The sequence below is a fragment of the Polyangium sp. 15x6 genome (assembly GCF_029960785.1).
Classification (GTDB): domain Bacteria; phylum Myxococcota_A; class Polyangia; order Polyangiales; family Polyangiaceae; genus Polyangium.
On record NZ_JASBQE010000153.1, the window covers coordinates 1 to 21,416 of the forward strand.

A 21,416-nucleotide genomic window follows, 5' to 3' on the forward strand; every position below is an offset into this window, starting at 1 on the left:
TCCAGAGCTTCCGCCGCATCGTGGTTCGGTACGAGCGTCACGCCGAAAACTTCCTCGGCTTCGTCCATCTCGGATGCATCGTCGTGTACCTCAGGGCGCTCCTGGACGGTTTATGAGATGAGTTCTAGTAGTACGGCGCCCCTGGGGGCGGAGCCGCAGGCTGCGGCGGCGGTGCCGCCGCTGGCGGCGTTGCAACGAACGGCTTTCGCGCGGGGCCAGCGAAGAAGACCTTCTCGGAGTAGGCCTGAAATCGGTGTGTCTTGCCGCATTGCGCGGCAAGCTGGTAGGTGCACTCGCCGCCGTACATGTCGATGACTTGCTGCCAGGACCGCAGCTCCGAGCCTTTCCAAGGCTTCGGGCATACCTCCTTGGTTCCATCCGGAAGCCACCGCTGGATCTGGATGATGTCGAATCTGCGGTGATCACGCCCCGTCTCCGTTTCCGGGCGAGGAAATAGCGGATGTCCGCCGAGATCGGCGGGCTCGTCCGGGAGCGCGCTGGGTTCGGCCTGCGTCATGGCTTGGACCTCCTTTTCCCAAAGTGCTTTGGTGCCGGGCCCGAGAAGTAAAGCTTCTCGGTCTTGGCCGTATATCGAAAGGTTTTGCCGCATTGTGCGCTGAGCTGATACCAGCAGTCCCCCCCGTACATCTCGATGATCTGCTGCCAGCTCCGCGGACCCAAGCCTTTCGGGCATGCCTCGTTCGGGCCGCCCGGACCCTTGCGCTCTGTATTGGAATCCGGCTCGACGATGGGTTGCCCCGCAGCGTTGCTCATAGTGGGACCTCGTCGTGGTCGTGGCCTTTGCCTGCGCTGTCGATCGACGGGCACACGGATCCCGTCCGAGCGATTCGCGCTCAGGCAATTTCACGGCGTTGCCGGAGCATGCCTATGGCGATAAGTCCTGGCAAGCCTCATTTTGATGCCAAGTCGCCACAGGGCACAGGTTTCGCAATCGAAACCTACCCCTTACGCCGGTCAGCAAAGGCCGGATTCCAAGCGCTCTCAAGCGCGCCGCAGCTTCGCGAAACGAGCCCCCTGTAGCCCCTCGAAAAATAGTTCCAAACCCTGATCGAGCGTCGAAAGCCGCCGTCACGGTTTGTAATGGCAGGACGAGCAACACCACGGAGGGCAGCGGTGCGCACGAACACCGCGTCGTTTGCGTGCGCACGATTTTGACGCACATGCACAGGCTGAAACAACGGTCATCCGCAGCATGCACGCACACGTGATGGAGGTGAGAGGGTCCCAGGAGCCACACCTGGCACCCAGTCGGGCCAATGAAAACGCGATGATAGCGAGGGGCGCTACGGTTCGGAATGACGAACGACCCGATTGTATTGACGAACAGAACGGATGGGCAGTGTGGGATATGGTCGGCGAGCGCCTCGCCGGACGCACGGCTTCCCGTCGGCCCCATCGGAAGCATCCCGACGGCCCGCCCGCGCCGAGCCGGCGGAAGTCCCCGGGGTGGGCGCCACCGGAGCCGAGCTGAGGGCGTGAAACGGTGAAAAAGCGCACCTCGAAGGGTGCCCATCAACGCCCGGTCGGCCAATATGATCCGCTCAACCCCGGTGATTTCGCGAGGTCCCTGCCGGAGAGGCTTGATTTCAAGGGGTTAATATCCGGGAAGGGCCGTTTTTCGATCCGCTTTTTGCGTCGCCGCGGGAGGCATGCGCGTGACTTGTCGGCGATTTTGCGCTGAGGCTCGACGGCGTACCTCGAAAAGCGGTTCGCTGAGCGGCCTTTCGCGGATCAAAGCGGCAGTGAAATAAGGGGGGCCTGCTCGGCTGTCGCATTGAATGCGGTAACTCGTGCACGCTGTTGGTAAATGCGCGGCAGTCTTGCGAAAATCGGTTGCAATGTGCGAACTCGACGTGGTAGCGAGGACGAGCCAACGGACGCGTCATCCGCGCGGGGAGGCTCCCCCGGAATCGCGTCCCGAAAAGGGAGGGCGACAATGTCGGATACACGCCCCGATCCGCCGGCGACCATCACGGCGACGCTGACTCTTCCTCCTACCGCGCTGCGTCTCATGGCTCCCCCACCGGAAACCATTTCGCAGCGGAACGTCGAGGCGGTGACGGGAATCCCGGCCCGCGCGTTCCTGGAGGTCGTGCGCGCGCCTGAGTTCCCGCTTCCCGTGACGCGCCTCGGGAAGCTGCGGATCGTCAGCCGCTCTGCCTTCGTCGCGTGGATCGAGCGGGGCGCATTCCGGGCATCACCCGTCGTCGAGGTGCCCCCGGCGGACGAGCTTGGGGGAGAGAGCGCGGGGGAAATCCTGGAAGCGGTCGGACTGACCGCAGCGACGCGACGCGCTGCGGGACGAGCTCGCTCCCCGAAACCGTAGAGCGCCGGTTTTAAGGGCCAGCGCCCTCCGCTGGCGACGGTCGCGCTTGACACCGTGCGCGATGCCGCCATGGGCCCTCGCCGGGCGCGGCGATGGTGCTGCGTTCTCCGGGCGCGGCTCGGGTGAGCCGCATCCAGTACGCCCTGCCTCGCTTGGCCGGCTAGGCCGGCCGAGCGGCAAGGGCCGGAGGTTCATCATGCCCAGGGTAGCAACGGGGAATGTGTACGAGCGGCGCGGCAAGTGGTTCGCGCGGCTCACGATCGGAACGAAGAAGCGGCAGAGCTTCATGCTCGAAACCTGCAAGGATGAGGCAAGCGCCATCGCGCGGCGGGCGGTTTTGGCGGAGCTGGCCGCGAAGCTTCGCAAGTGCGGACGCGACGACATTGCGCCGGACATCATCAAGCGCGCCGCGATGCGTGACGGGAAGGCGCTGGACGAGGTGCGCAAGGCCGTTGACATGATCGCGTCGGGGCAAGTGGTGCAGAAAAACTTGACGCCGACGATCGAGCAAATCGGCAAGCGGTGGACGAGCGGCGAGCTGGCGGAGCTTCATCCCGACCGGGTCAAACGAAGGCGGGCCGCGAAAGGCGACAGCTACTGGCTCGGCAGGTATGTCTATCCCATGGTCGGGGACGTGGCGATCGACAAGTTCTCGCTCGACCACGCGGAAGCCGTCATGCGGAGCTTGCCAGCGAAGCTTGCTCCAAATTCGCGGCGCTCGGTCGCGCAACTCATGCATCGCATCTGCTCGTTGGCGGTCCTTCCACTGCGCCATATCGCCGCGAACCCACTCCCGCCGGGATTCGTACCGCGGTATCAGGCAGGAAAAGCGAAGGGGTGGCTCTATCCCGAGGAGGATGCAATGTTGCTGGGCTGCGCCGAAATTATGCTGGCGTGGCGCATTTTCTATGGCTTCCTTCACCGAGAGGGGATGCGGCGATCGGAAGCCCTTCACACGAAGTGGTCTGACATCAACCTGGACCTCGGAGCGGTCGTGCTCGATGTAAACAAGACGGACGAGCCTCGTGCGTGGGCACTATCGCCCGGGGTGGTTGCTGCGTTGCGCGCGTGGCGAGACCATTGCGCAGCCAGAGGCTTGGACGTGTCAGGGGACGCGCTCGTGTTCGTGTACGACGAAGGAACGCGGACGGGACAGGGGCTCAGCATCAGTGATGCTGCCGGACGGTTTCGTCGACATCTGGAGATGGCCGGCATTTGCCGGCGGAGTTGTTCGCGCGGACGGAGGCGAGGATGCCGATCCGGCTTCACGATGCGCGGGCCACGTTCGTCACGCTCGCGCTCGCGAACGGGCGGACGGAGGCGTGGGTGCAGGATCGAACGGGACACAAGTCGAGCGACATGATCAACCGGTACCGGCGTGCCGCACGCACGGCGGCGGAGCTCGGGCTCAAGGAGTGCCGCCCGCTCCACGAGATGATCCCCGAGCTGGCTCCCTCGTTGGGCTCCCGTCCGAGCGACGCGACGAGCCCCAAGCAGGCCCCCACGAAGGAAAGGGCGGCGGAAAGGGCACCACGTTCGCGGCGGGGGACTCCTAGTTTCGTCGAAATCCAGCCAAGATCCACGGGGTTGGCGACCCCGGGTCAGGATGATCAGAACCGTTCTCCGAGGTCACCTTCCGGTCCGGCGTCGTGCTCGAAACCGACCACCATCCGCTCCAGGGGCCCTGTGAATGTGCGTTTACATCCCCCCCGCGCCGACGCGCGCCTCATCGTCTGGGTCACGGGGGCGCAGGTGCTGAAGTAGGCGCGCTCGTCTACTCCGCCGGCTGCCCCAAAAGCGCCGTGAGCATGGCAACCGGGCTCCCCGTCGGTCGACCGAATTGCCAATCCGGCGGATCCACCACCACGCCGCCGATATCGAGGTGCACGAACGGGATCCGATCGCCCCGCAAGCCCGACGCGATATCGAGGAACGCGAACGGGAACTGATGCCCCCGCGGCGTGTTCACCGACGCGAGCCGGTTCGAGCTCACCACGTCTTCCGCGCTCGATCGCGGCGCCACGAACGAATAGTCCTCCCGCCGCGGCCGCGATCGCTCCACCGGCTCGCCCCACGCCTCGCCCAATCGATCGAGGAGATCCAGCGTCCCCGCCCGCTGCGCCGGGCCATTGCCGATCGCGCCGACGTACGGCCCGTACGCGCGATACACGTGGCCCGTCAGCGTCGCGATCGAGAACAATGTCGGCGAGGGCGCGCGCTCCGCGATCGTCTTCGCCTCGGCCAGGAGATCCGCGAGCACGAGCCGCCCCTCCGCGTCCGTGTTCCCGATGCGCACCCGCACCCCGGAGCGCGCGCGGATGATCTCGTCGCTCACGAACGCCTCGTCGCCCACGCTGTTCCGCACGAGCCCGAGCAGCCCCACCACGCGCACCGGCACCTTGAGGAGCGACGCCGCCAGCACGAGCCCCGCGACCGCGCCCGCGCCGCCCTTGTCGCGCGACATCCCGGCCATGTGCCCGTCCGTCTTCAGATCGGCGCCGCCCGTGTCGTACGTGACGCCCTTGCCCACGAGCACGAGCGTACGCGACGCCGGCGCCTCGGGCGTGTACGAGAGCCGCACCACGCACGGCCGGTGACGCTCGACCCCCATCGAAGCCCGCGCCACCGCGGCGAGCAGCGGATAACTCGACACGTCGTGCTCCACCTCGACGTTCACGCCCGTGCCGCGGAACGCGATCTCGCAGAGCTCGGCGATCCGGCGCGGCGCCATGCGCTCCGGCTCCGTGCCCGCGATGTCGCGGCAGAGCGCGCGCCCGTGATCGATCGCCGAGAGCGATCGGGCCCGCGCCTCGTCGAGGCCCACCATGCCCACGGCCTCGGCCGTGCGCGGCGCCTTGCCCGCCTCCCGCGCCTCGACCGGCGCCCACTGGCTGCCGAGCGCCGCGAGCGCCGCGACCTCCCGCGCGCGGGCGAACCGCGGCCCCGGAGGCGCTTGCACCCACACGAGTGGCCGCGTCGCGCCCGCGTCCACCGCGCGGCTCGTCCCTGCGGCCACGGCTTCCGCGACGCTGCGCACGTCGTCCGTGTCCTCGCCGAGCGGGCCCATCGGCACCACCACGAGCCGCCCGCCCGGCAGCGCCGGCGCCGCGATCACCGCGGGGGGCCGCGGTCCTCGATCGAGCGCCGCGTCGGCCTTGAGGGCGCACGCGAGCGCCGCGGACACGGGGCCCGTGAGGGTCGCGCGCGAGCTCACGGGCGAGGGCGCGACGAGGACGAGGGCATCGAAGGGCAGGCCTTCCAGGGAGCTCTGGGCGAGCGCGTCCTCGGGTTGACCGAGGAGCAACGGCGGATCGTAGGAGGACATCAGGGAGCATCCTAAGGGAAGCTGGGGAGCCGCCGCAACCGAGCGCGACCGAGGGCGTCATGCTCCCGACGGCTCGCTTCCTCTGGTCAGCGGCCCCGAGGTGCCTTAGAGGACGAGCCGAGCTACGCCCCCCAAACCCCGTTTACCGATTGGGGGCTACGCTCGGACGAGCCGAGCTACGCCCCCAACCCCCCGTGCCCATGCCGATCACCCCCCGCTACCGCCCCGCGCCTCGTATCTCTTTGCTCGGCGACGGTTTCGCCGACGTCGTCGCCCCGGCTCGATTCCAGACCCGCACGCTCCGGTTTCGCAACCAGCGCTGGGCCAGCCGGCTCGGCCTGGGCGAGCTCGACGCGGAGGAGTGGGACCGTCATTTCGCGCGCCTCGAGCCTCTGCCTTCGAACCTGCCCGCGCCGCTCGCCTTGCGCTACCACGGGCATCAGTTCGACGTCTACAATCCGCACCTCGGCGACGGCCGCGGCTTTCTCCTCGGGCAGCTCGAGGATCCCGAGGACGGAAGACTCCTCGATTTCGGCACGAAGGGCAGCGGGACGACGCCGTATTCGCGTGGCGGCGACGGGCGGCTCACGCTGAAGGGCGGCGTGCGCGAGGTGCTCGCCGCCGAGATGCTCGAAGCGCTCTCCGTGCCCACGTCGAAGGCGTTTTCCCTCTTCGAAACCCACGAGGCCTTGTTCCGCGGCGACGAACCCTCGCCCACCCGCTCCTCCATCCTCGTCCGCCTCTCGCACGGCCATATCCGCTTCGGCACGTTCCAGCGGCACGCCCATCACCGCGACGCCGCGCGGTTGTCCAAGCTGCTCGATTTCTGCATCACCCATTACGTGCCGGAGGCGGCCGGCGGCCCGGATCCGGCGGTCCGGTTCGTCGAGGCCGTGGCGCGGCGCTCGGCTCGGCTCGTCGCGGCGTGGACCGCGGCCGGGTTCGTCCACGGCGTCTTGAACAGCGACAACATGAACATCACGGGCGAGAGCTTCGATTATGGCCCGTACCGCTTCCTGCCCACGCTCGATCCCTCGTTCATCGCGGCCTATTTCGATCACACGGGCCTGTATGCGTTCGGGCAGCAGCCGCGCGCGGTGGCGCTCAACCTGACGCGCCTCGCCGATGCCTTGCGCCTCGTCTCCCCCACGGCCGCCTTCGCGCCCGCCGTGCGCGCGTTCGAGCCTGCGCTGCGCGAGGCGCGCGCGGCCGCGTTCCTCGCGCGGCTCGGCCTTCTGCCCTCGGATCCGGACGTCGACGCGAGCCTCGTCGAGACGATCGAGCTCTTCCTGCAGGAGAGCCAGGTCCCCTTCGACCGATTCTTCTTCGACTGGTACGGCGGCGTTCAGAGCGAGGCGCGCGCCCGCCAGAGCGAAGCGGCCAGGTTTTACCAAGGCGAACGATTCGACGCGCTCCGGAGCCTGCTCGAGATCTACATGCCCGCCCGCCCCGACGCGCTCGCGCACCCGTATTTCCAGGGCGATGCCCCGTGCTCGCTACTCATCGACGAAATCGAATCGCTCTGGCATGCGATCGACGCGCACGACGACTGGGCGCCGTTCGAGGCGAAGGTGGCGGAGATCCGGCGCATGGGAGAGGCGCTCGGCGCGAAGGCGCCGGCGGGGTGAGGCCGGCGCCGCGGGGAAACGTCAGAAGAGCTGGTGGCAGCAAATCGTGGTGGGCTCTTGCGCGCTGACCGAGCCCGTGCCCACGGGCTGCGGGCAAGCTGCCTCGGGGATCATCGGGGCCGGGTGCTGGATGCGCGCCCCGGAGCCCAGGCCGAACGTGGTGCATGTCTCGATATCGGTGCCGACCGCACCGCAAGCGCTCCCCGACTTGCTGAACGCCCCTTTGAGATCGCAAGACAGCTGTTTCTGCAGACAGGCGCAGTCGGGACACATGCGCCCCTCGGTGAATTTTCCGTACGAGAGTTTCGCCATGGACTCCCAGCCCGCGGGGCATTCATTCTCGCCGGGCTTGGTGATGCACGCGTAATCACCATAAGTGCCGGGCGGCACGGTGACGCACGCGCCGCCATCGGGGCAACTGGACGCCTGCTCGATCGAGCACAGGTGTACATTGCTCTCCCATAGGTTGGCATTCTTCAACCCGCTCCCCGTCGCCGTGCATGCGCTCCCAGTGGGGAGAATCACCTCCTCGGTCCCCGTCACCTGGCAGGACGAGGTCCCGAGGCCCAGGATCTGGCCGGGCATCGATGTATTCGGGATGCATCCCGAATCGAACGTCTTGGGTTCGTCGCCACCGCTCCCGCAGCTGTCACCGGCCCAGCACGAAAGCGCGGCGCCGCTGCATACGGTGCCCGCAGGGAGCTTGCATTCGCACGGCTTGCACTCGGCCGGGGAGGGATCGGCATACAAAATAAGCGGGCTCTTGCCGTCGGGGCATGCACCCGCGTTCTCGTTCCACGCGGTCGGCCTGCCCCAATACGGCCCGGTCCAGCCGTCCTTGAAGGGCACGCCCGGGAGGCATTGGCTGCCTTCGGCGCAAGCCTCGCCGCCGCCTCCTCCGGGGCCCCCGGGCCCCGGCATGCCGCCCGTCCCGCCCGGGCCCCCGGGCCCGGGCATCCCGCCCGTACCCCCGGTGCCGCCCGCGCCGCCGGTCGACGAGGTGGTATTCGCGGTCGGGGGCTGGTAATCCGTCAGTGCACACGACGCCATACCGATCGTCGAAAGCGCCCCCATCGTCGCCACCACGAGCGTGCCGCGTTTCGTCCACCCGCTCATCGTTCGTCCTCCTGCAAATAAGAAAGCCGGCTCGCGCCCGGCTCCGGCGGCGTTCCGGCCACCCTGCGGGAGGCCGCCCGCCTTCGTGGAAACACGATATCCGAACGCCGGACGCCCGTCATCAGCCCTCGCCGCCGCGAAGGCGACAATTCAATGCTGTTCAAACGTGCGATCTCTTGGTTTGATGCGCCGAGCCATCATGCACGACGCACCGCCGGCCGAGGTCCTCGTCGTCGCGGCCCCGAGTCAGCACGGCCGCGCCTCCCGCATCGCCGAACGCCTCGAAGAGCGCGGCCTCCGGGCGAGACGCTGGCCCGAGGAGGACGACAGCGCCGATCCCGCCCGCTCGTTCGGCCGCGCCGCGAAGACCGCCGCCGCGATCGTCCTCCTCGTCGATCGCAGCTTCGCCGCCGGCAAGATCGGCGCCCCCGAAGAGCTCGTCCCCGCGCTCACCAAGGTGACCGACAAGCTCCTGATCGTCGCGGTCGATCGCCCCGCGCTCGCCCCGTTCGTCGATCTGCGCGCCGACGTCCTGCCCGCGCGCGGCGGGCTCGAAGAGCTCGACGAGGGTTCGGCGCAGGATGTCGAGCGCCACGTCGTGCACGAGATCCTCGCCGAGGTGGACGCGTCGCACGCGCCCGCTCGCACCGACGCCTTCGACGAGTACCGCCTGCTCTTCGACAGCACCGAGCGCCTCGTCGAGCGCAGGCGCGGCACCACGCAGACGTTCCTCACGGTGAACGCGGGCCTGTCGGCGGTCGTCGCGTTCCTGATCAAGGACCTCGCGCTCACGGGCGCGCGCCTCGCGTTCGTGACGATCCCGCTCTTCGTGATCGGCTTGCTCGCGTGCCGCCTGTGGAAGCGCACGATCCTGCAGTACGAGGCCCTCGTCGACTGGCGCTACCGCCAGCTCCGACGCATGGAGCGACGGCGCTTCGTCGGCAGCTATCGCCTCTTCACGCGCGAGTGGGAGGGTCTCTACGCGCCGCGCGGCAAGAAGCGCTTCGGCTTCTCGGCGCTCGAGGCCACGGTGCCGGCCACCTTCCAGGCGCTTTACGCCCTCGGCCTCCTGTTCGCGCTCGCCGCCCTCGCGGGCCTGCTCGATCGCCTGCTCCCTTGAGCGCCGAGGCCCTCCGGCCCGGACGGCGGCGCGCTCGTCTCGGCCGAATTTCCGCACGTTCACGGGGCCTTCGGAGAACCCGTAAGACCCGGATCTCGGCGAGGGTTGTGGAGAGTCCGCCGGGAGCGGTATAGTTCGGCTGGATCCGCGTGCCCGGCCCGGGCGCACCTTTCGCTTCCTCATGCCGCCCTCGTCCCAAAACCCGCCCGCGTCTGCTCGACCGCCGAGCGAGGCCGCGATCACGGGCGCAGAGGAAAACCCCGCGCGCTCGGAGGCGGAGGCACGCGCCATCGCCGACACGCAGGACGCGCCGCGATCGATGTCGCCGCGCTCCATCCCGCCGCGCTCCACGCCCGACCCGTCACCCGCCACGACCTACCTCGCCGGTGATGTCATCGCCGGCAAGTACCGGCTGTCGAAGGTGCTCGGCGAAGGCGGCATGGGCGCGGTGTGGCTCGCGAAAAACCTCACGCTCGACATCGACGTCGCCGTCAAGCTCATCCGCCGCGACTTCGCGACGGCCGAGGCGTCGCAGCGCCTGCTGCAGGAAGCGCGCGCCGCCGCGCGCATCGGGCATCCTTCGATCGTGCGCGTGTTCGACTTCGGCACGACCGAGCAGAAGGACCCGTTCATCGTGATGGAGGTCCTGCACGGCGAGTCGCTCGGGCAAACCATCACGCGCAGGCGCAGGCTCTCGCCCGCGGCCGCCGTGCGCACGCTCTTGCCCGTCGCGAGCGCGCTCGCGGCCGCGCACGCGAAGGGCATCGTTCACCGCGATCTGAAGCCCGACAACGTGCTGCTCGTGACCGACGATCGGGGCGCCGTCGTGCCCAAGATCGTCGACTTCGGCATCGCGAAGCTGCACCACGAGGAGGTCGTGCGCACGACGACGCAGGCCGGCGTGATCCTCGGCAGCCCGCACTACATGTCGCCGGAGCAGGCGTGTGGCCGCAGCGACGTCGATCACCGCACCGACATCTGGGCGTTCTGCGTGATGCTCTACGAGGTCGCGACGGGCGTGAAGCCGTACGACGGCTCGAACTACAACGCGCTGCTCAGCGCGATTCTCCTCCGTGATCCGGATCCCTGGTCCGAGCACGAGGTCGACGACGAGGAGCTCTGGACGATCGTGCAACGAGGTCTCCTGAAAGAGGCCGACGATCGCTGGCAGACGATGCGCGAGCTCGGCGCCGCGCTCGCGGCGTGGGCGCAGAGCCACGGCGTGGAGACCGACGCCGCGGGCAACTCGCTCCGCGCCCACTGGCTCGAACCCGAGGAACATCGACCGCTCTCCGATCGGCCGCCGATGTCCGCCGTGCAGTCCTCGTCGCCGCGGCCGCGCATGATCTCCGAGCGCGAGCTCACCCCGCCGCCCTTGCCGATGATCGACGACACGGCCGATCCCGCGGCGCAGCACGCGGACGCAGACGCCGAGACGAGCGGACCGATTCGCCCGCCGTCGAGCGTCCCCTCGCCGACGACGAGCACACGCCCGCCCGAGCGACGCTCGGCCGCGCTGTGGATCGGGCCGCTCGCGCTCGCGGTGGGCGCGGCAAGCGCGGGCGCGTGGATCTACATGACCGGAGACGACTCCACGCAGGGCGCGGCGAGCGCACGCGCGCCCGCGGCCCTCACCGCGCCGCTCCCGAGCGAGGCCGTGACGCAGCCCGCGACGCCAGCGTCCGCGCGGGATGCGCTGCCCTCCGCGGCGCCGCCCCCGAGCGCCGCGCCCGCTTCGAGCGCGAGCAGCGACGCGCACACGCGACCCACCCCGCCCGGCACGACCGCGCCGAACGTCTCGAAAAACCCCGGCGGCAACAAGGGCCCGAACATGCCCGTCCCCACCGAACCCAACTTCTGAGCTCATGAACGCTCGCGGCACGCCGCTCACGCTCCTCCTTCCCCTGCTGCTCGCGCCCGTCGCGTGCTCGCTGCTCGCGGAGTCGGAGCTCACGGGCAAACCTCTCGCGAACACGGGCGGAGCCGCGGCCACGGGCACGAACACGGGCACGGGCGGGACCGGGAACGAGGGAGGCGGCGGCGCCCCGCCGTGCAGCGGGCTGTGCACCGCGAGCGAGGCGTGTTGCGAGGGCGCGTGCGTCGATCCCGCGACGAGCGTCGAGCACTGCGGAGGCTGCGGGCAGGCGTGCGCGGCCGGCGAGCGCTGCTGCGGCGACGCGGGATGCGCCGCGTGCTGCGAGACCGCGGACTGCCCCGCGGATCATCAGTGCATCGGGAACGCGTGTATCCTTCAGTGTAGCGGGCAGACGGAGGCGTGCGGCGACGTCTGCGCGATCCTCGACTCGAACCCGCAGCACTGCGGCGCGTGCTTCAAGGACTGCCTCGCGGGGCACGCGTGCATGGACGGCGTGTGTCAGCCCGGCTGGGCGTCGATGAGCACCACGAACGCGCCCGCGCCGCGGCAACGCGCGGCGGCCGCGTGGGCGGGCACGAAGCTCTTCGTGTGGGGTGGCCAGAATGCGCAGGGCGCGCTCGGCGACGGCGCGCTCTACGATCCGAAGACCGACACGTGGACGGCGATCACCGTCACGGACGCGCCCGAGCCGCGCGTCGACGCGGTCGCGGTGTGGACCGGCGAGCGTGTCCTCGTGTGGGGCGGCGGCCCTGCGAACGGCTCCACCGCGCTGAACACCGGCAAGCTCTACGATCCCGCGACCGACACGTGGGGCCCCGTCGCCATCGCGCCCATCGGCCGGCGCGCGCCCGTCGCGTTCTTCACGGGCAGCCGCGTGCTCATCTGGGCGGGCAGCAGCGGCGGCTCGCCCATCGCGGGCGGCGCGCTCTACGACCCGGCGATGAACAAGTGGAGCTCGATGAGCACCGCGAGCGCGCCGAACGCCCGGACGAACACCGGCTGGGTCTGGTCCGGCACGGAGATGCTCCTCTTCGGCGGCCGCCCCCTCGGCTCCGGCGCGTCGAGCGAGGGTTTCGGCTACGATCCCGCGATGAACAAGTGGCGCAGCCTTTCCACGCAGAACGCGCCCACCGCGCGGTATGATGCGTTCACCGTGTGGATGAACGGCACGATGCTCGTGCACGGCGGGCGTGACGTGGCCGGCGCCGCCTTCGATGACGCCGCGATTTACGACCCGATGAGCGACGTGTGGAGCTCCACGACCTCGAGCACCAAGCGCTCGGCGCCGATGGGCCGGACGGGCGTGACGGGCTACGCCGGCACGCACGCCGTCCTCGCGGGTGGCCTCGACACGGCGCAGAAGATCGCGACCGACGGCGCCTCCTACGACGTCTCGAACGCGCAGTGGAGCGCGATCCCGACCTGGCCCTCGATGGCCGATCACGAGAACGGCGTCGCCGTCTGGACCGGCGAGGAGATCATCCTCTGGAGCGGGCTCGACAACGGCACCTTGATCTCCGCGGGGGAGCGCTACCGTCCTTGACCGTGATCCCGAGGCGCCTCGTCTCCTCCCTCATCCTCGCCGCGACGCTCCTCTGCCAGGGGCTCGCGCACGCGCAGAGCCCTGCGGACGTCGCCGCCGCGCGCGACCTCTTCCGCGATGGCGCCAAGCTCGCGCAGGAGGGGCGCTGGGCCGAGGCGCGCGAGCGGTACATGCGCTCGCTCGCCCTCAAGCGCGCGCCGCTCACGCTCTACAGCCTCGGCGTCGCGAACCGCGAGATCGGCCGCCTCGTCGAGGCGCTCGAGAGCTTCCGCGCCTTCCTCGTCGAGGCGGATCTGCAGAACGCGGCCAACAAGCCGTACGAGCAGCCCGCGCGTGACGCGATCGTCGCGCTCGAAAAACGTGTCGGCCGGCTCGACATCCGCATCGCCCCCGCCGCGCCGCCCGCGCTCAGCGTGCGCGTCGACGGCGCCGAAGTCCCGCAAGCGGCGCTCGGCGTGCCGCGCATCGTCGATCCCGGCGAGCACACCATCATCGTGCACGCGCGGGGCTACCGTGAGGCCACGACCAAGGCCAAGGTCGGCGAGGGCGAACAGACCGCGGTCACCGTCACGCTCGTGCGCGTCGGCCCGACGGGACCCGGTCCCGGCCCCGTGAAACCGCCTGGTGGAGGCACGCCGCCGATCGTGCCCGAAAGGCCCGTCGCGCCCATCTTTCTCCTCGCGGGCGGCGCCGTTGCCTTCGCGTCGGGGCTCACGGTCGGATTGATTGGTGTTCAAAAGGCTTCCAGCGCCCCCGTGCAGGACGGCCCCGAGGCCGCGCAGGCGCGCAGGCTCGCGCTCGCGGGCGACATCGTCGGCAGCGCCGGCATCCTCGCCGCGGGCGCCGGGCTCGCGATGCTCCTCCTCGGCAAGCCGACGGACCCGCCTGCCGAGTCCTCCGAGTCCTCCGAGTCCTCCGAGGTCTCGGTCCAGCCGTTCGTCACGCCGACCGGGTTCGGCCTCGTCGGCCGTTTCTGATCGCGCAGCGTCTGGTAGCATCGCGCTTCATGCGCCTCCCGCGTCTCGCCCTCCTCCTCACCACGGGCCTCGCTGCGTGTGCCTCTCCCGAGCCGCCGAAGCCCGTGCCGGTCCCTCCGGCCGCCCTCGTCCCTCCCGCGCTCGAGCCTCCGAAGCCGCAGACGCCCGAGGCTCCTGCGGAGGCCGCGCCTTCGTCGGGCATCACGCTCGAGCAGCTCCTCGACGTGCACCGATCGACGGGCGCGCGCGCGCTCGGCCGCGAAAAATTCCTGTTCCTCTCGGACGCGCCGGGCACGATGCAGATCTTTTCGGCCTCGCTCGACGCGGCGCCCACGGCCGAGCCGCAGGCTCCGGTGCAGCTCACCAGGTTCCCGGATCGCGTCTCGGGCCTGCGCATCGCGCCCGGCGGCGCGGGCGCCGTGTTCCTCAAGGACAAGGGCGGCGACGAGAACGATCAGATCCACTGGCTCGATCTCGCGGCCGGCGACAAGCCCGAGGCCACGCAGGCGCTGACGGACGCGCCCAAGGTCAAGCACACGCTCCCGGTCTTCGACGACGCCGGCAAGCGCATCGCGTTTGTTTCGAACGCGCGCAACGGCAAGGACATGGACCTCTACGTGGAGGCGTTGCCCGCGAAGAAGGACACGTTCGGCAAGAAGCCCGTCGCCGAGCTCTCGGGGAGCCACGCCGTGGCCGATTTCCGCGACGATCGTGTCGTCGTCCTCGAGGTCCGCTCCGGCTTCGATCAAGACCTCTGGCTCATCGACGCGAAGACCGCGACGAAAAAACTCCTCACGAAGCACAAGGGGAACGAGCGCTGGCTCTCGCCGCGCTTCACGCGGGACGGCAAGTCCTTGCTCGTGCTCACCGATCGTGGCCGCGAGTTCCTCTCGCTCGTCGCGCTCGACGTCGCCACGGGCAAGATCACGTCTGTCTTCGAGGTCGACCACGACGTGCAGGACATCAGCGTCCCCGCGTACGCGAGCGCCAAGGTCGCGGCGGGTCAGCCCGAGGACATCGCCGTGCTCACGGTCAACGTCGGCGGCGTGGAGGAGGTGCACGTCGTCACGCTCGACGCGAAGCGGAAGGTCGTCGCGAAGAAGAAGACCGACCTCGGCGGCGTGGTGAACAGCCTCGACCTCGATCCGGCTGGCGACGCGGCGTTCGTCGGCATGGAGCGCCCGAACCTCCCGACCGAGGTCTTCCGCGTCGACGTCGCGACCGGCGCGGCGACGCGCGCGACGAAGAGCCATCACGCGGGCATCGACACGTCGAAGCTCGTCCCGGCGGAGCTCGTCACGATGAAGGCCTCCGACGGCCGCGCGATCTCGTTTTTTTATTACCAGACGCCTCCCAAGGCGGGCGAGAAGCGGCCCGTCGTGATCTCCGTGCACGGCGGTCCCGAGGGCCAGGCGCAGCCGAACTTCAGCCCGCTCGTGCAATGGCTCGCGCTCGCAGGATATGCGGTGGCAACGCCGAACGTGCGCGGCTCGACGGGGTACGGAAAGTCGTTCGCCCACCTCGACGACAAGGAGAAGCGCGAGGACTCCGTCCGTGATCTCTCCGAGGTCGGCAAATTCATCGCGGCGCGCCCCGACGTCGATCCCGCGCGAATCGCGCTCATGGGCGGCAGCTACGGCGGCTACATGGTGCTCGCCGGGCTCACGCTTTACCCCGATCAATGGGCGGCCGGCGTCGACATCGTGGGCATCGCCAATTTCCGCACCTTCCTCGAGCAAACCGCGCCTTATCGCCGAGCCCAGCGCGAGGCCGAATATGGCTCGCTGGCGAAGGACGGCGCATTCCTCGACCGCGTGAGCCCCATCCACAAGGTCGACCGCATCAAGGTCCCGCTCATGGTCGTGCACGGCACCCGCGATCCACGCGTCCCCATCGGCGAGGCGCGCCAGATCGCCGAGGCCGTGAAGAAGCGCGGCTTGCCCGTCGAGCTCTTGACCTTCGAGGACGAGGGTCACGGCATTGCCAAGCGCAAGAACCGTCTCGTCGCGTTCCCCGCGATCGTCGATTTCCTGGACAAACACGTCAAGGCGAAGGCCAGTCCCTGATGTCGAATGCGCCGCGCCGGGGTTTCACCCCGGGCCCGACCAGGGGCTATCCGCCCCTGGACCCGGACCAGCGCAAGCGCTGGACCCGGGGTCGATGAACTGCGCGACGCGCAGTTCATCGAACAGGCCGAGGCAAGACCGGCGACAATCCTGCCAGCTCAAACAGCAGCGCTGACGTCTCGACCCATGACGCCGACGGCGTGAAACGAACCTTCGAGGTCTTGCCACCGGCCTGTGGGAAGAACTGCGCATCGCGCAGTTCTTCCCCAAATGGTCCAGGGCTTGCCCTGGTTCGGGTCGAGGGGCGAACAGCCCCCGCGGGGCCCGGGGCAGCGCCCCGACGCGGCGGCCCCAGGTCAGGGCAGGAGCCGCGAGAGGAAGCTCCACTTCGTGGACTGCCCTGACTTCATCGCGAGAACCGCGGTGATACCGATGACGCCCGCCGTGCACGCCAGGTTGATTGGGCCCATCACGCCCAGAAAACGCATGAGGCCCCTCGCCTTCTCGGGCGTCTGGGCCGACGGCTCGTTCCCTGATTGCACGGGCACGGCGCCTTCTGGCGCCTGCTTGCCGAGCTCCTGACCGCTCAGGATGTTCGCTGCGCCCGTGAGGACGGCTGCGCCGAGCAGGATGTCCTTTGCGAGGACGAGCCCGTGCGTCTCCTCGTCGATCGACCGCCCCGAGATCGCCGCGCGTCCGATGAACCACGTCAGCGCTGCGACGCCCAGGCTCGCCGCGGTCACCACGTTGTAGCTGTTCCATGCGTCGTGGAGGACCTGTCCTCGCTCCTGTTCGGAGTCGATGTCCTGGACCGCGCGGTGCAGCGCGAGCTTGCCGAACAGCGGGCCACCGAAGCCGGCCGCGAGGCCGAGATCATGCAGCACCCAGGCGGACGTCGAGAGCACGGCCATGGTCATTCTCCCTTCCTGACGAATGCATCGGCCCCCGGGGGACCGTCTTGCTCACCGGCGCGACGGTCTGCACGAGTGATGCCGCCTCTTCGACGCGCCTGCTCGGGCGCTCATCGTTGAAATCCCTCGCCTGACGCCTGTACAACGGACTTCGTGAGCCGGATCGATCCCTCCCAGAAGACGCTCGTCGAGCAGCTCCGCGCCCTCGCCGGCGTCTCCGCCGACACGAACGAGTTCGTCATCGTCAAGGACGAGGGCCGGACCATTCACGTCCGCTTCAGCCCGGGATCGACCGACTCGCTCGACGTCAAGACGCCCATCTCGGAGCAGGGATCCACGCCGCGCTTCGTCCAGGCGGGGTATCGCAATGGCCGCCGCGAGGGACCGCTCCTCGTCCCGCGGCCCATGAACCTCGTGCTCCGCAAGGAAACTGCGGCGAATCGACAGGGCAAGGCCGACGGCGTGGATCGCGAAATCCAGACAGGCGATCCCGCCTTCGACGACGCGGTCTTCATTGATACACTGATCAATGATGCTCTCGTCCGCGCCGTCCTCGCTTCGCCCGACGCTCGCGCCGCGATCCTCTCGCTCCTCGCCGACAATTGCGCCGCGATCCGCATCGACGACTCGACGGCCGGAAACATCTCACTCGACCTCGTCGAGTTCACCCAGCCCGCGCCCGATCAGCAACGCGGCGCGCGTATCGTCGACGCCCTCACCCGCCTCGCCGCGTCCTTGCCTCCCATCCGGGCGAGCGGCGAGGCACCCCCGGTCGACAACCAGTCCGCGGCGGCCACGGCCGGCTGCACCGTCGGCTTCCTTGGCCTCATCGGGACCCCCATGGCCGTCTACGGCCTCGCGCCGAGCGGCTGCGTCGAATCGGACGGCGAAGGATCGAGCCTCGTGTGCAGCGCGGGCCCGCAGTGTTGCGAACCCCTCTGGACGGGGTTTTTCGTGGGCCTCCTCCTGAGCCTACCGATGATCGCTCTCCTCCATCGAATCGTGCGCGGAAAACCGAACTCATCGACGAACCGGTTCGTCTTGCAATGCGCCACCCTCGCCGTGTTCGCGGAGCTCGGGATCATCGCCTCGCGCCTGTGGCGCTAGCGTCGGCGACGCGCTACCCGGAGGAATTCTCCGCATGGATCCGCCTCGTATCGCCGCTCCCCTCGCCCTCGTGCTCCTCGTGGCCGCGGCCGCGTGTGGCAATGATCGCGAGGGCCCCCCGAATCTCGCGCCCGCCCCTGCGCCCTCGGCCACCGCACCCGAGCCCCCGGATGCGGGAGCCGGGGACGCGGGCGCGCCGGATGCGCCGAAAATCCCCGCATTCGTCACCGTCTTCGCCGCGGGGGACGTGAGCTTCGGGCGCCTCGTCGGCCAGATCCTCCTGCGCGAGCCGGATCGCGCCCTGTTTGCCCCGATGGAACACCTCCTCCGCGCGGCCGACGTGCGGTTCGTCAACCTGGAGGGGCCCATCAGCGATCAGGGAAACGAGACCGTCTCCCCCGAGAACAACCTCGTCTTCAATGGCCCCCCCGCCTCCGCCGACGCCCTCGCGCGCGCCGGGATCGACGTCGTCTCCACGGCGAACAACCACGCCTGGGATTACGGCAAATCCGCCATGCTGGAGACCCTCGATCACCTCGACCGCGTCTCCGTCCTCCACGCGGGCACGGGCGCGACCCTCGAAAAGGCCTTCGAGCCAGCCATCGTCACGCGCCGCGGGTATCGCCTCGCTTTCCTCGCGGTCACCGACGTCTGGAACCAGGGCGTCCTCTCCCGACACCCGGGCCGCGCCCACGTCGCCGGAGCCGATCGCGAGACCCTCGTGCGCGCCGTGCGCGCGCTCCGCGAACGCAGCGACATCGACGTGATCCTCGTCAGCCATCATGGCGGCGAGGAGTATCGCGAAGACCCGCTCCCCGGCACGCGCGCCCTCGCCGAGGCCGTGATCGACGCGGGCGCCGACGCTTTCCTCGGCCACCACCCGCACGTCGTGCAGGGCGTCTCGTTCCACGCCGGAAAGCCCATCGTCTACAGCCTCGGCAACCTGCTCATGCGCATGCACAGCGGCCACCCGTGGACCGAGATGGGCCTCGCCGTCAAACTCGAGCTCGAAAAAGGCGCCCCTCCCCGCCTCTTCGCGTGCCCGTTCCGCATTCACGGCATCGAGCCGATCCCCCTCGCCAAAGATCCCCGACGCAAGGCCTACGAACCTCACTTTTTCGGTCGATTCCAGGCCTTGTCGCGCCGCGTCGGAAACGCGCGCATCGGCCCCGCCGGCGAGGACGGATGCGCGCCCGTCGCTCCGCCCTCCACCGCCGAAAATCTGACATCCGCGGATTCTCCTGCACCGAACTTTCCGTAGTGCCGGCCGGGCATTACCCTTCCTACATGTTCACGCGAAAGCTCCTCCTCGGCCTCGGCGCCTCGTGCGTCGCGGTCGCACTCGCATTCGCTGCCGTCGAACCTCAGGGCACAAAGGCCGCCCACGCCGCCGCGCCGCCCGAAGTCCGGGGACCTCGCGTGGCCGTCCTGGCCACGTTCCCGGGCGCCGAGCACACCTCGCTTTATCTCGTCCAGGCCGGCGGAGGCGCGGATCCCGCCCCCGTCGCCACGTTCGCCCACCTGCCCGACGCCGCCGTGCGCGCGGCCGTCGTCCCGGGCACGCCCTACGTGCTCGCGACGGCCGATACCACGCCCTCGCGCGACGCCTCCTTCAATGCCTCCCTCTTCCGCCTGCGCCCCCACGCGCCGCCCGAGGCGCTCGTCGATCGGGTCGTCCACGCGAGCCGCCCCCTCGTCACCTCCGCGGGCCGTATCTTCGTCTCCCGCGGCCGCGCCGGCACCGAAATCGAGGGCCGATTGCGCGTCGATCCGCTCACCGTCGACGAGGTCGACCTCTCGACCGGAAAAACCCGCGCCGTCCACGCCGAGCACGGACACCTCCTTTTCCTCGCGGGCGCGGCGGGCAAGGAGATCGTCCTCTATCGTGTCCTGCCCCATCACGCCGACGTCGTCGCCGTCGATCCCGACACGGGCGCCGTGCGTTCCATCGTGAAAAACCTCCCGCCCTTCGCCCGCGATTTTTCAATCGACGCCGGCGGCAAAAAGCTCGTCTTCCAGGGCCGCCACGAGACAGACAGCCGCACCTGGGTCGTCGACGAGATCGACCTCGCCTCGGGCCACGCCCGCCGCCTCTTTTCCAGCCCGAGCATGACCCTCGCCCCGGCCGTCCTCCCGAGCGGCGGCGTCCTCTACAATCCCCCGGGCCGCGGCCTCTCCACGCTCGACGCCGAGGCGCGTATCGCCGGCCCCCTCGGCCCCGGTGTCGACCTCGTCGCCGCCGCGACCACCGATTCTCGCTGGATCGCCGCCTTGCACACGCAGCCGAGCTCGCTCGCCATACCTTTCCTCGTCGATGCGACGACCGGCGTCGCCTCCGCCCTCCCCGCGCCTCGCGGGAGCCGCGTGACCATTGCCGGGTTTTACCCCGCGAACGGAGGTGCTCTTTGAGCCCCAAGCGCCCCCTCGCCGCCGCCGCCTCGCTCGCCCTGCTCGCCGCGAGCGGCGGCGCCGCCGCTTATTGCCCTTCGTATACCGCGTCGAGCCCCTCGAACGACCACGGCTGCGCCATCGAGGCCGTGGCCGGGACGAACCCGACGAACGAGGAGTGGAACGTCATCTTCGACCTCGTCTCCCAGGGCCCCGCGGCCTGGGGTGACGACGGCCCCTCCGTCACCGACATCGGCCAGGGTTGCGGCAAACCCGAGCCGTACCAATCCATCCCCGCGCGTTTTCCTTGCGAATTGCTCAAGGCCCTCACGAAGGTCGAGTCCGGCTGGCGCCAGTTCTGCGTCCCCACCCTGCCCGCGGATCAGGTCGGCGGCGAATCGCGGACCATCATCTCCTTCGATTGCGGCTACGGCATCGGGCAGGTCACGAGCGGCATGCACGTCGGGGAAAACCCGGACTTCGACCGCGAACGCGTCGCCTCGGATCCGTTCTACAACCTCGCCACGAGCACCCGCATCCTCGCGGCGAAATGGAAGGCGACGAACTGCGTCGGCGACAACCAGCCCAAGATCGTCGAGCACTGGTACGCGGCCACGTGGGCCTACAATGGTTTGTCGTACGTAAACAATCCGAACAACCCGAACTACGACCCGAACCGCGGCGTCTGGAAGCCGTCCGTGGGCGGCGCCGCGCCGTACCAGGAGAAGGTCTACGGGTTCATGGAATTCAATAGCCAGTGGCAGACGATCGAGCCGGCCTATCCGAACCCCGGCGACATCGGCGGAGGCACGAGCCCGCCCGATCTGCCCGAGCCCGATTGCGCCTCCCCCACGGATTGCGAGAACAAACGCCCGAGCCACGTCACGGCGTGCGCGGGAGCCGTCGGCGGAAGCGGCGGCGCCGGCGGAAGCGGCGCCGGCGGAAGCGGCGCCGGCGGAAGCGGCGGCGACGGCGGAAGCGACGGCGCGGGCGGCGGCGCCGGCGGAAATGA

General features: G+C 69.4%; 17 protein-coding genes. 13 read left to right on the top strand and 4 right to left on the bottom strand.

Annotation, left to right across the window (positions count from 1 at the left end; translation table 11 throughout):
- Nucleotides 1-124: 124 nt before the first annotated feature.
- Complete coding sequence (locus QHF83_RS49800) at nt 125-517, bottom strand: hypothetical protein (protein ID WP_282425223.1); 393 nt, start codon at nt 515-517, stop codon at nt 125-127.
- A 987-nt stretch (nt 518-1,504) separates the two neighbouring features.
- Between QHF83_RS49800 and QHF83_RS49805 the strand changes: the two genes are divergently transcribed.
- The 3 genes from QHF83_RS49805 (at nt 1,505) to QHF83_RS49815 (ending at nt 3,710) form a co-directional block, all read left to right on the top strand.
- Nucleotides 1,505-1,702, top strand: coding sequence for a hypothetical protein (locus tag QHF83_RS49805; RefSeq protein ID WP_282425224.1), 198 nt, complete (start codon nt 1,505-1,507; stop codon nt 1,700-1,702).
- Between the two features lie 255 nt (nt 1,703-1,957).
- Complete coding sequence (locus tag QHF83_RS49810) at nt 1,958-2,347, top strand: hypothetical protein (protein WP_282425225.1); 390 nt, start codon at nt 1,958-1,960, stop codon at nt 2,345-2,347.
- A 196-nt stretch (nt 2,348-2,543) separates the two neighbouring features.
- Complete coding sequence (locus QHF83_RS49815; RefSeq protein ID WP_282425226.1) at nt 2,544-3,710, top strand: site-specific integrase; 1,167 nt, start codon at nt 2,544-2,546, stop codon at nt 3,708-3,710.
- Between the two features lie 411 nt (nt 3,711-4,121).
- On the opposite strand, the gene QHF83_RS49820 is transcribed toward QHF83_RS49815, so the two are convergent.
- The gene (locus QHF83_RS49820; RefSeq protein WP_282425227.1) at nt 4,122-5,672 is read right to left on the bottom strand and encodes an aminopeptidase; all 1,551 of its coding nucleotides are present in this window, start codon (nt 5,670-5,672) and stop codon (nt 4,122-4,124) included.
- 200 nt (nt 5,673-5,872) lie between these two features.
- Here QHF83_RS49820 and QHF83_RS49825 point away from each other — a divergent pair, with 200 nt between their 5' ends.
- Nucleotides 5,873-7,300, top strand: coding sequence for a protein adenylyltransferase SelO family protein (locus QHF83_RS49825; RefSeq protein ID WP_282425228.1), 1,428 nt, complete (start codon nt 5,873-5,875; stop codon nt 7,298-7,300).
- A gap of 21 nt (nt 7,301-7,321) precedes the next feature.
- On the opposite strand, the gene QHF83_RS49830 is transcribed toward QHF83_RS49825, so the two are convergent.
- A complete protein-coding gene (locus tag QHF83_RS49830) occupies nt 7,322-8,416 on the bottom strand; it encodes a hypothetical protein (RefSeq protein WP_282425229.1) in 1,095 nt (364 codons plus the stop codon).
- Between the two features lie 184 nt (nt 8,417-8,600).
- Here QHF83_RS49830 and QHF83_RS49835 point away from each other — a divergent pair, with 184 nt between their 5' ends.
- The 5 genes from QHF83_RS49835 (at nt 8,601) to QHF83_RS49855 (ending at nt 15,998) form a co-directional block, all read left to right on the top strand.
- A complete protein-coding gene (locus tag QHF83_RS49835; RefSeq protein WP_282425230.1) occupies nt 8,601-9,536 on the top strand; it encodes a hypothetical protein in 936 nt (311 codons plus the stop codon).
- Nucleotides 9,537-9,717: 181 nt separating this feature from the next.
- Nucleotides 9,718-11,397: a serine/threonine-protein kinase gene (locus tag QHF83_RS49840; RefSeq protein ID WP_282425231.1), complete on the top strand. Its 1,680-nt coding sequence runs from the start codon at nt 9,718-9,720 to the stop codon at nt 11,395-11,397.
- 4 nt (nt 11,398-11,401) lie between these two features.
- Entirely contained in the window at nt 11,402-12,955 is a 1,554-nt protein-coding gene (locus tag QHF83_RS49845) for a hypothetical protein (RefSeq protein WP_282425232.1), read from the top strand.
- Nucleotides 12,956-12,957: 2 nt separating this feature from the next.
- Nucleotides 12,958-13,932, top strand: coding sequence for a PEGA domain-containing protein (locus QHF83_RS49850; RefSeq protein ID WP_282425233.1), 975 nt, complete (start codon nt 12,958-12,960; stop codon nt 13,930-13,932).
- Nucleotides 13,933-13,961: 29 nt separating this feature from the next.
- On the top strand, nt 13,962-15,998 hold the full coding sequence (locus QHF83_RS49855) for a S9 family peptidase (RefSeq protein WP_282425234.1): 2,037 nt from the start codon (nt 13,962-13,964) through the stop codon (nt 15,996-15,998).
- A gap of 356 nt (nt 15,999-16,354) precedes the next feature.
- Here QHF83_RS49855 and QHF83_RS49860 read toward each other — a convergent pair whose 3' ends face one another.
- Nucleotides 16,355-16,909, bottom strand: a complete 555-nt coding sequence (locus tag QHF83_RS49860) for a hypothetical protein (protein ID WP_282425235.1) — start codon at nt 16,907-16,909, stop codon at nt 16,355-16,357.
- Nucleotides 16,910-17,062: 153 nt separating this feature from the next.
- Here QHF83_RS49860 and QHF83_RS49865 point away from each other — a divergent pair, with 153 nt between their 5' ends.
- The 4 genes from QHF83_RS49865 to QHF83_RS49880 all read left to right on the top strand — a co-directional run.
- The gene (locus tag QHF83_RS49865) at nt 17,063-18,016 is read left to right on the top strand and encodes a hypothetical protein (RefSeq protein WP_282425236.1); all 954 of its coding nucleotides are present in this window, start codon (nt 17,063-17,065) and stop codon (nt 18,014-18,016) included.
- 34 nt (nt 18,017-18,050) lie between these two features.
- Nucleotides 18,051-19,277: a CapA family protein gene (locus tag QHF83_RS49870; RefSeq protein ID WP_282425237.1), complete on the top strand. Its 1,227-nt coding sequence runs from the start codon at nt 18,051-18,053 to the stop codon at nt 19,275-19,277.
- A gap of 26 nt (nt 19,278-19,303) precedes the next feature.
- Nucleotides 19,304-20,425, top strand: coding sequence for a hypothetical protein (locus QHF83_RS49875; protein WP_282425238.1), 1,122 nt, complete (start codon nt 19,304-19,306; stop codon nt 20,423-20,425).
- A partial coding sequence (locus QHF83_RS49880) for a hypothetical protein (protein WP_282425239.1) occupies nt 20,422-21,416 on the top strand: 995 nt, incomplete at its 3' end. The genes QHF83_RS49875 and QHF83_RS49880, both read left to right, overlap by 4 nt.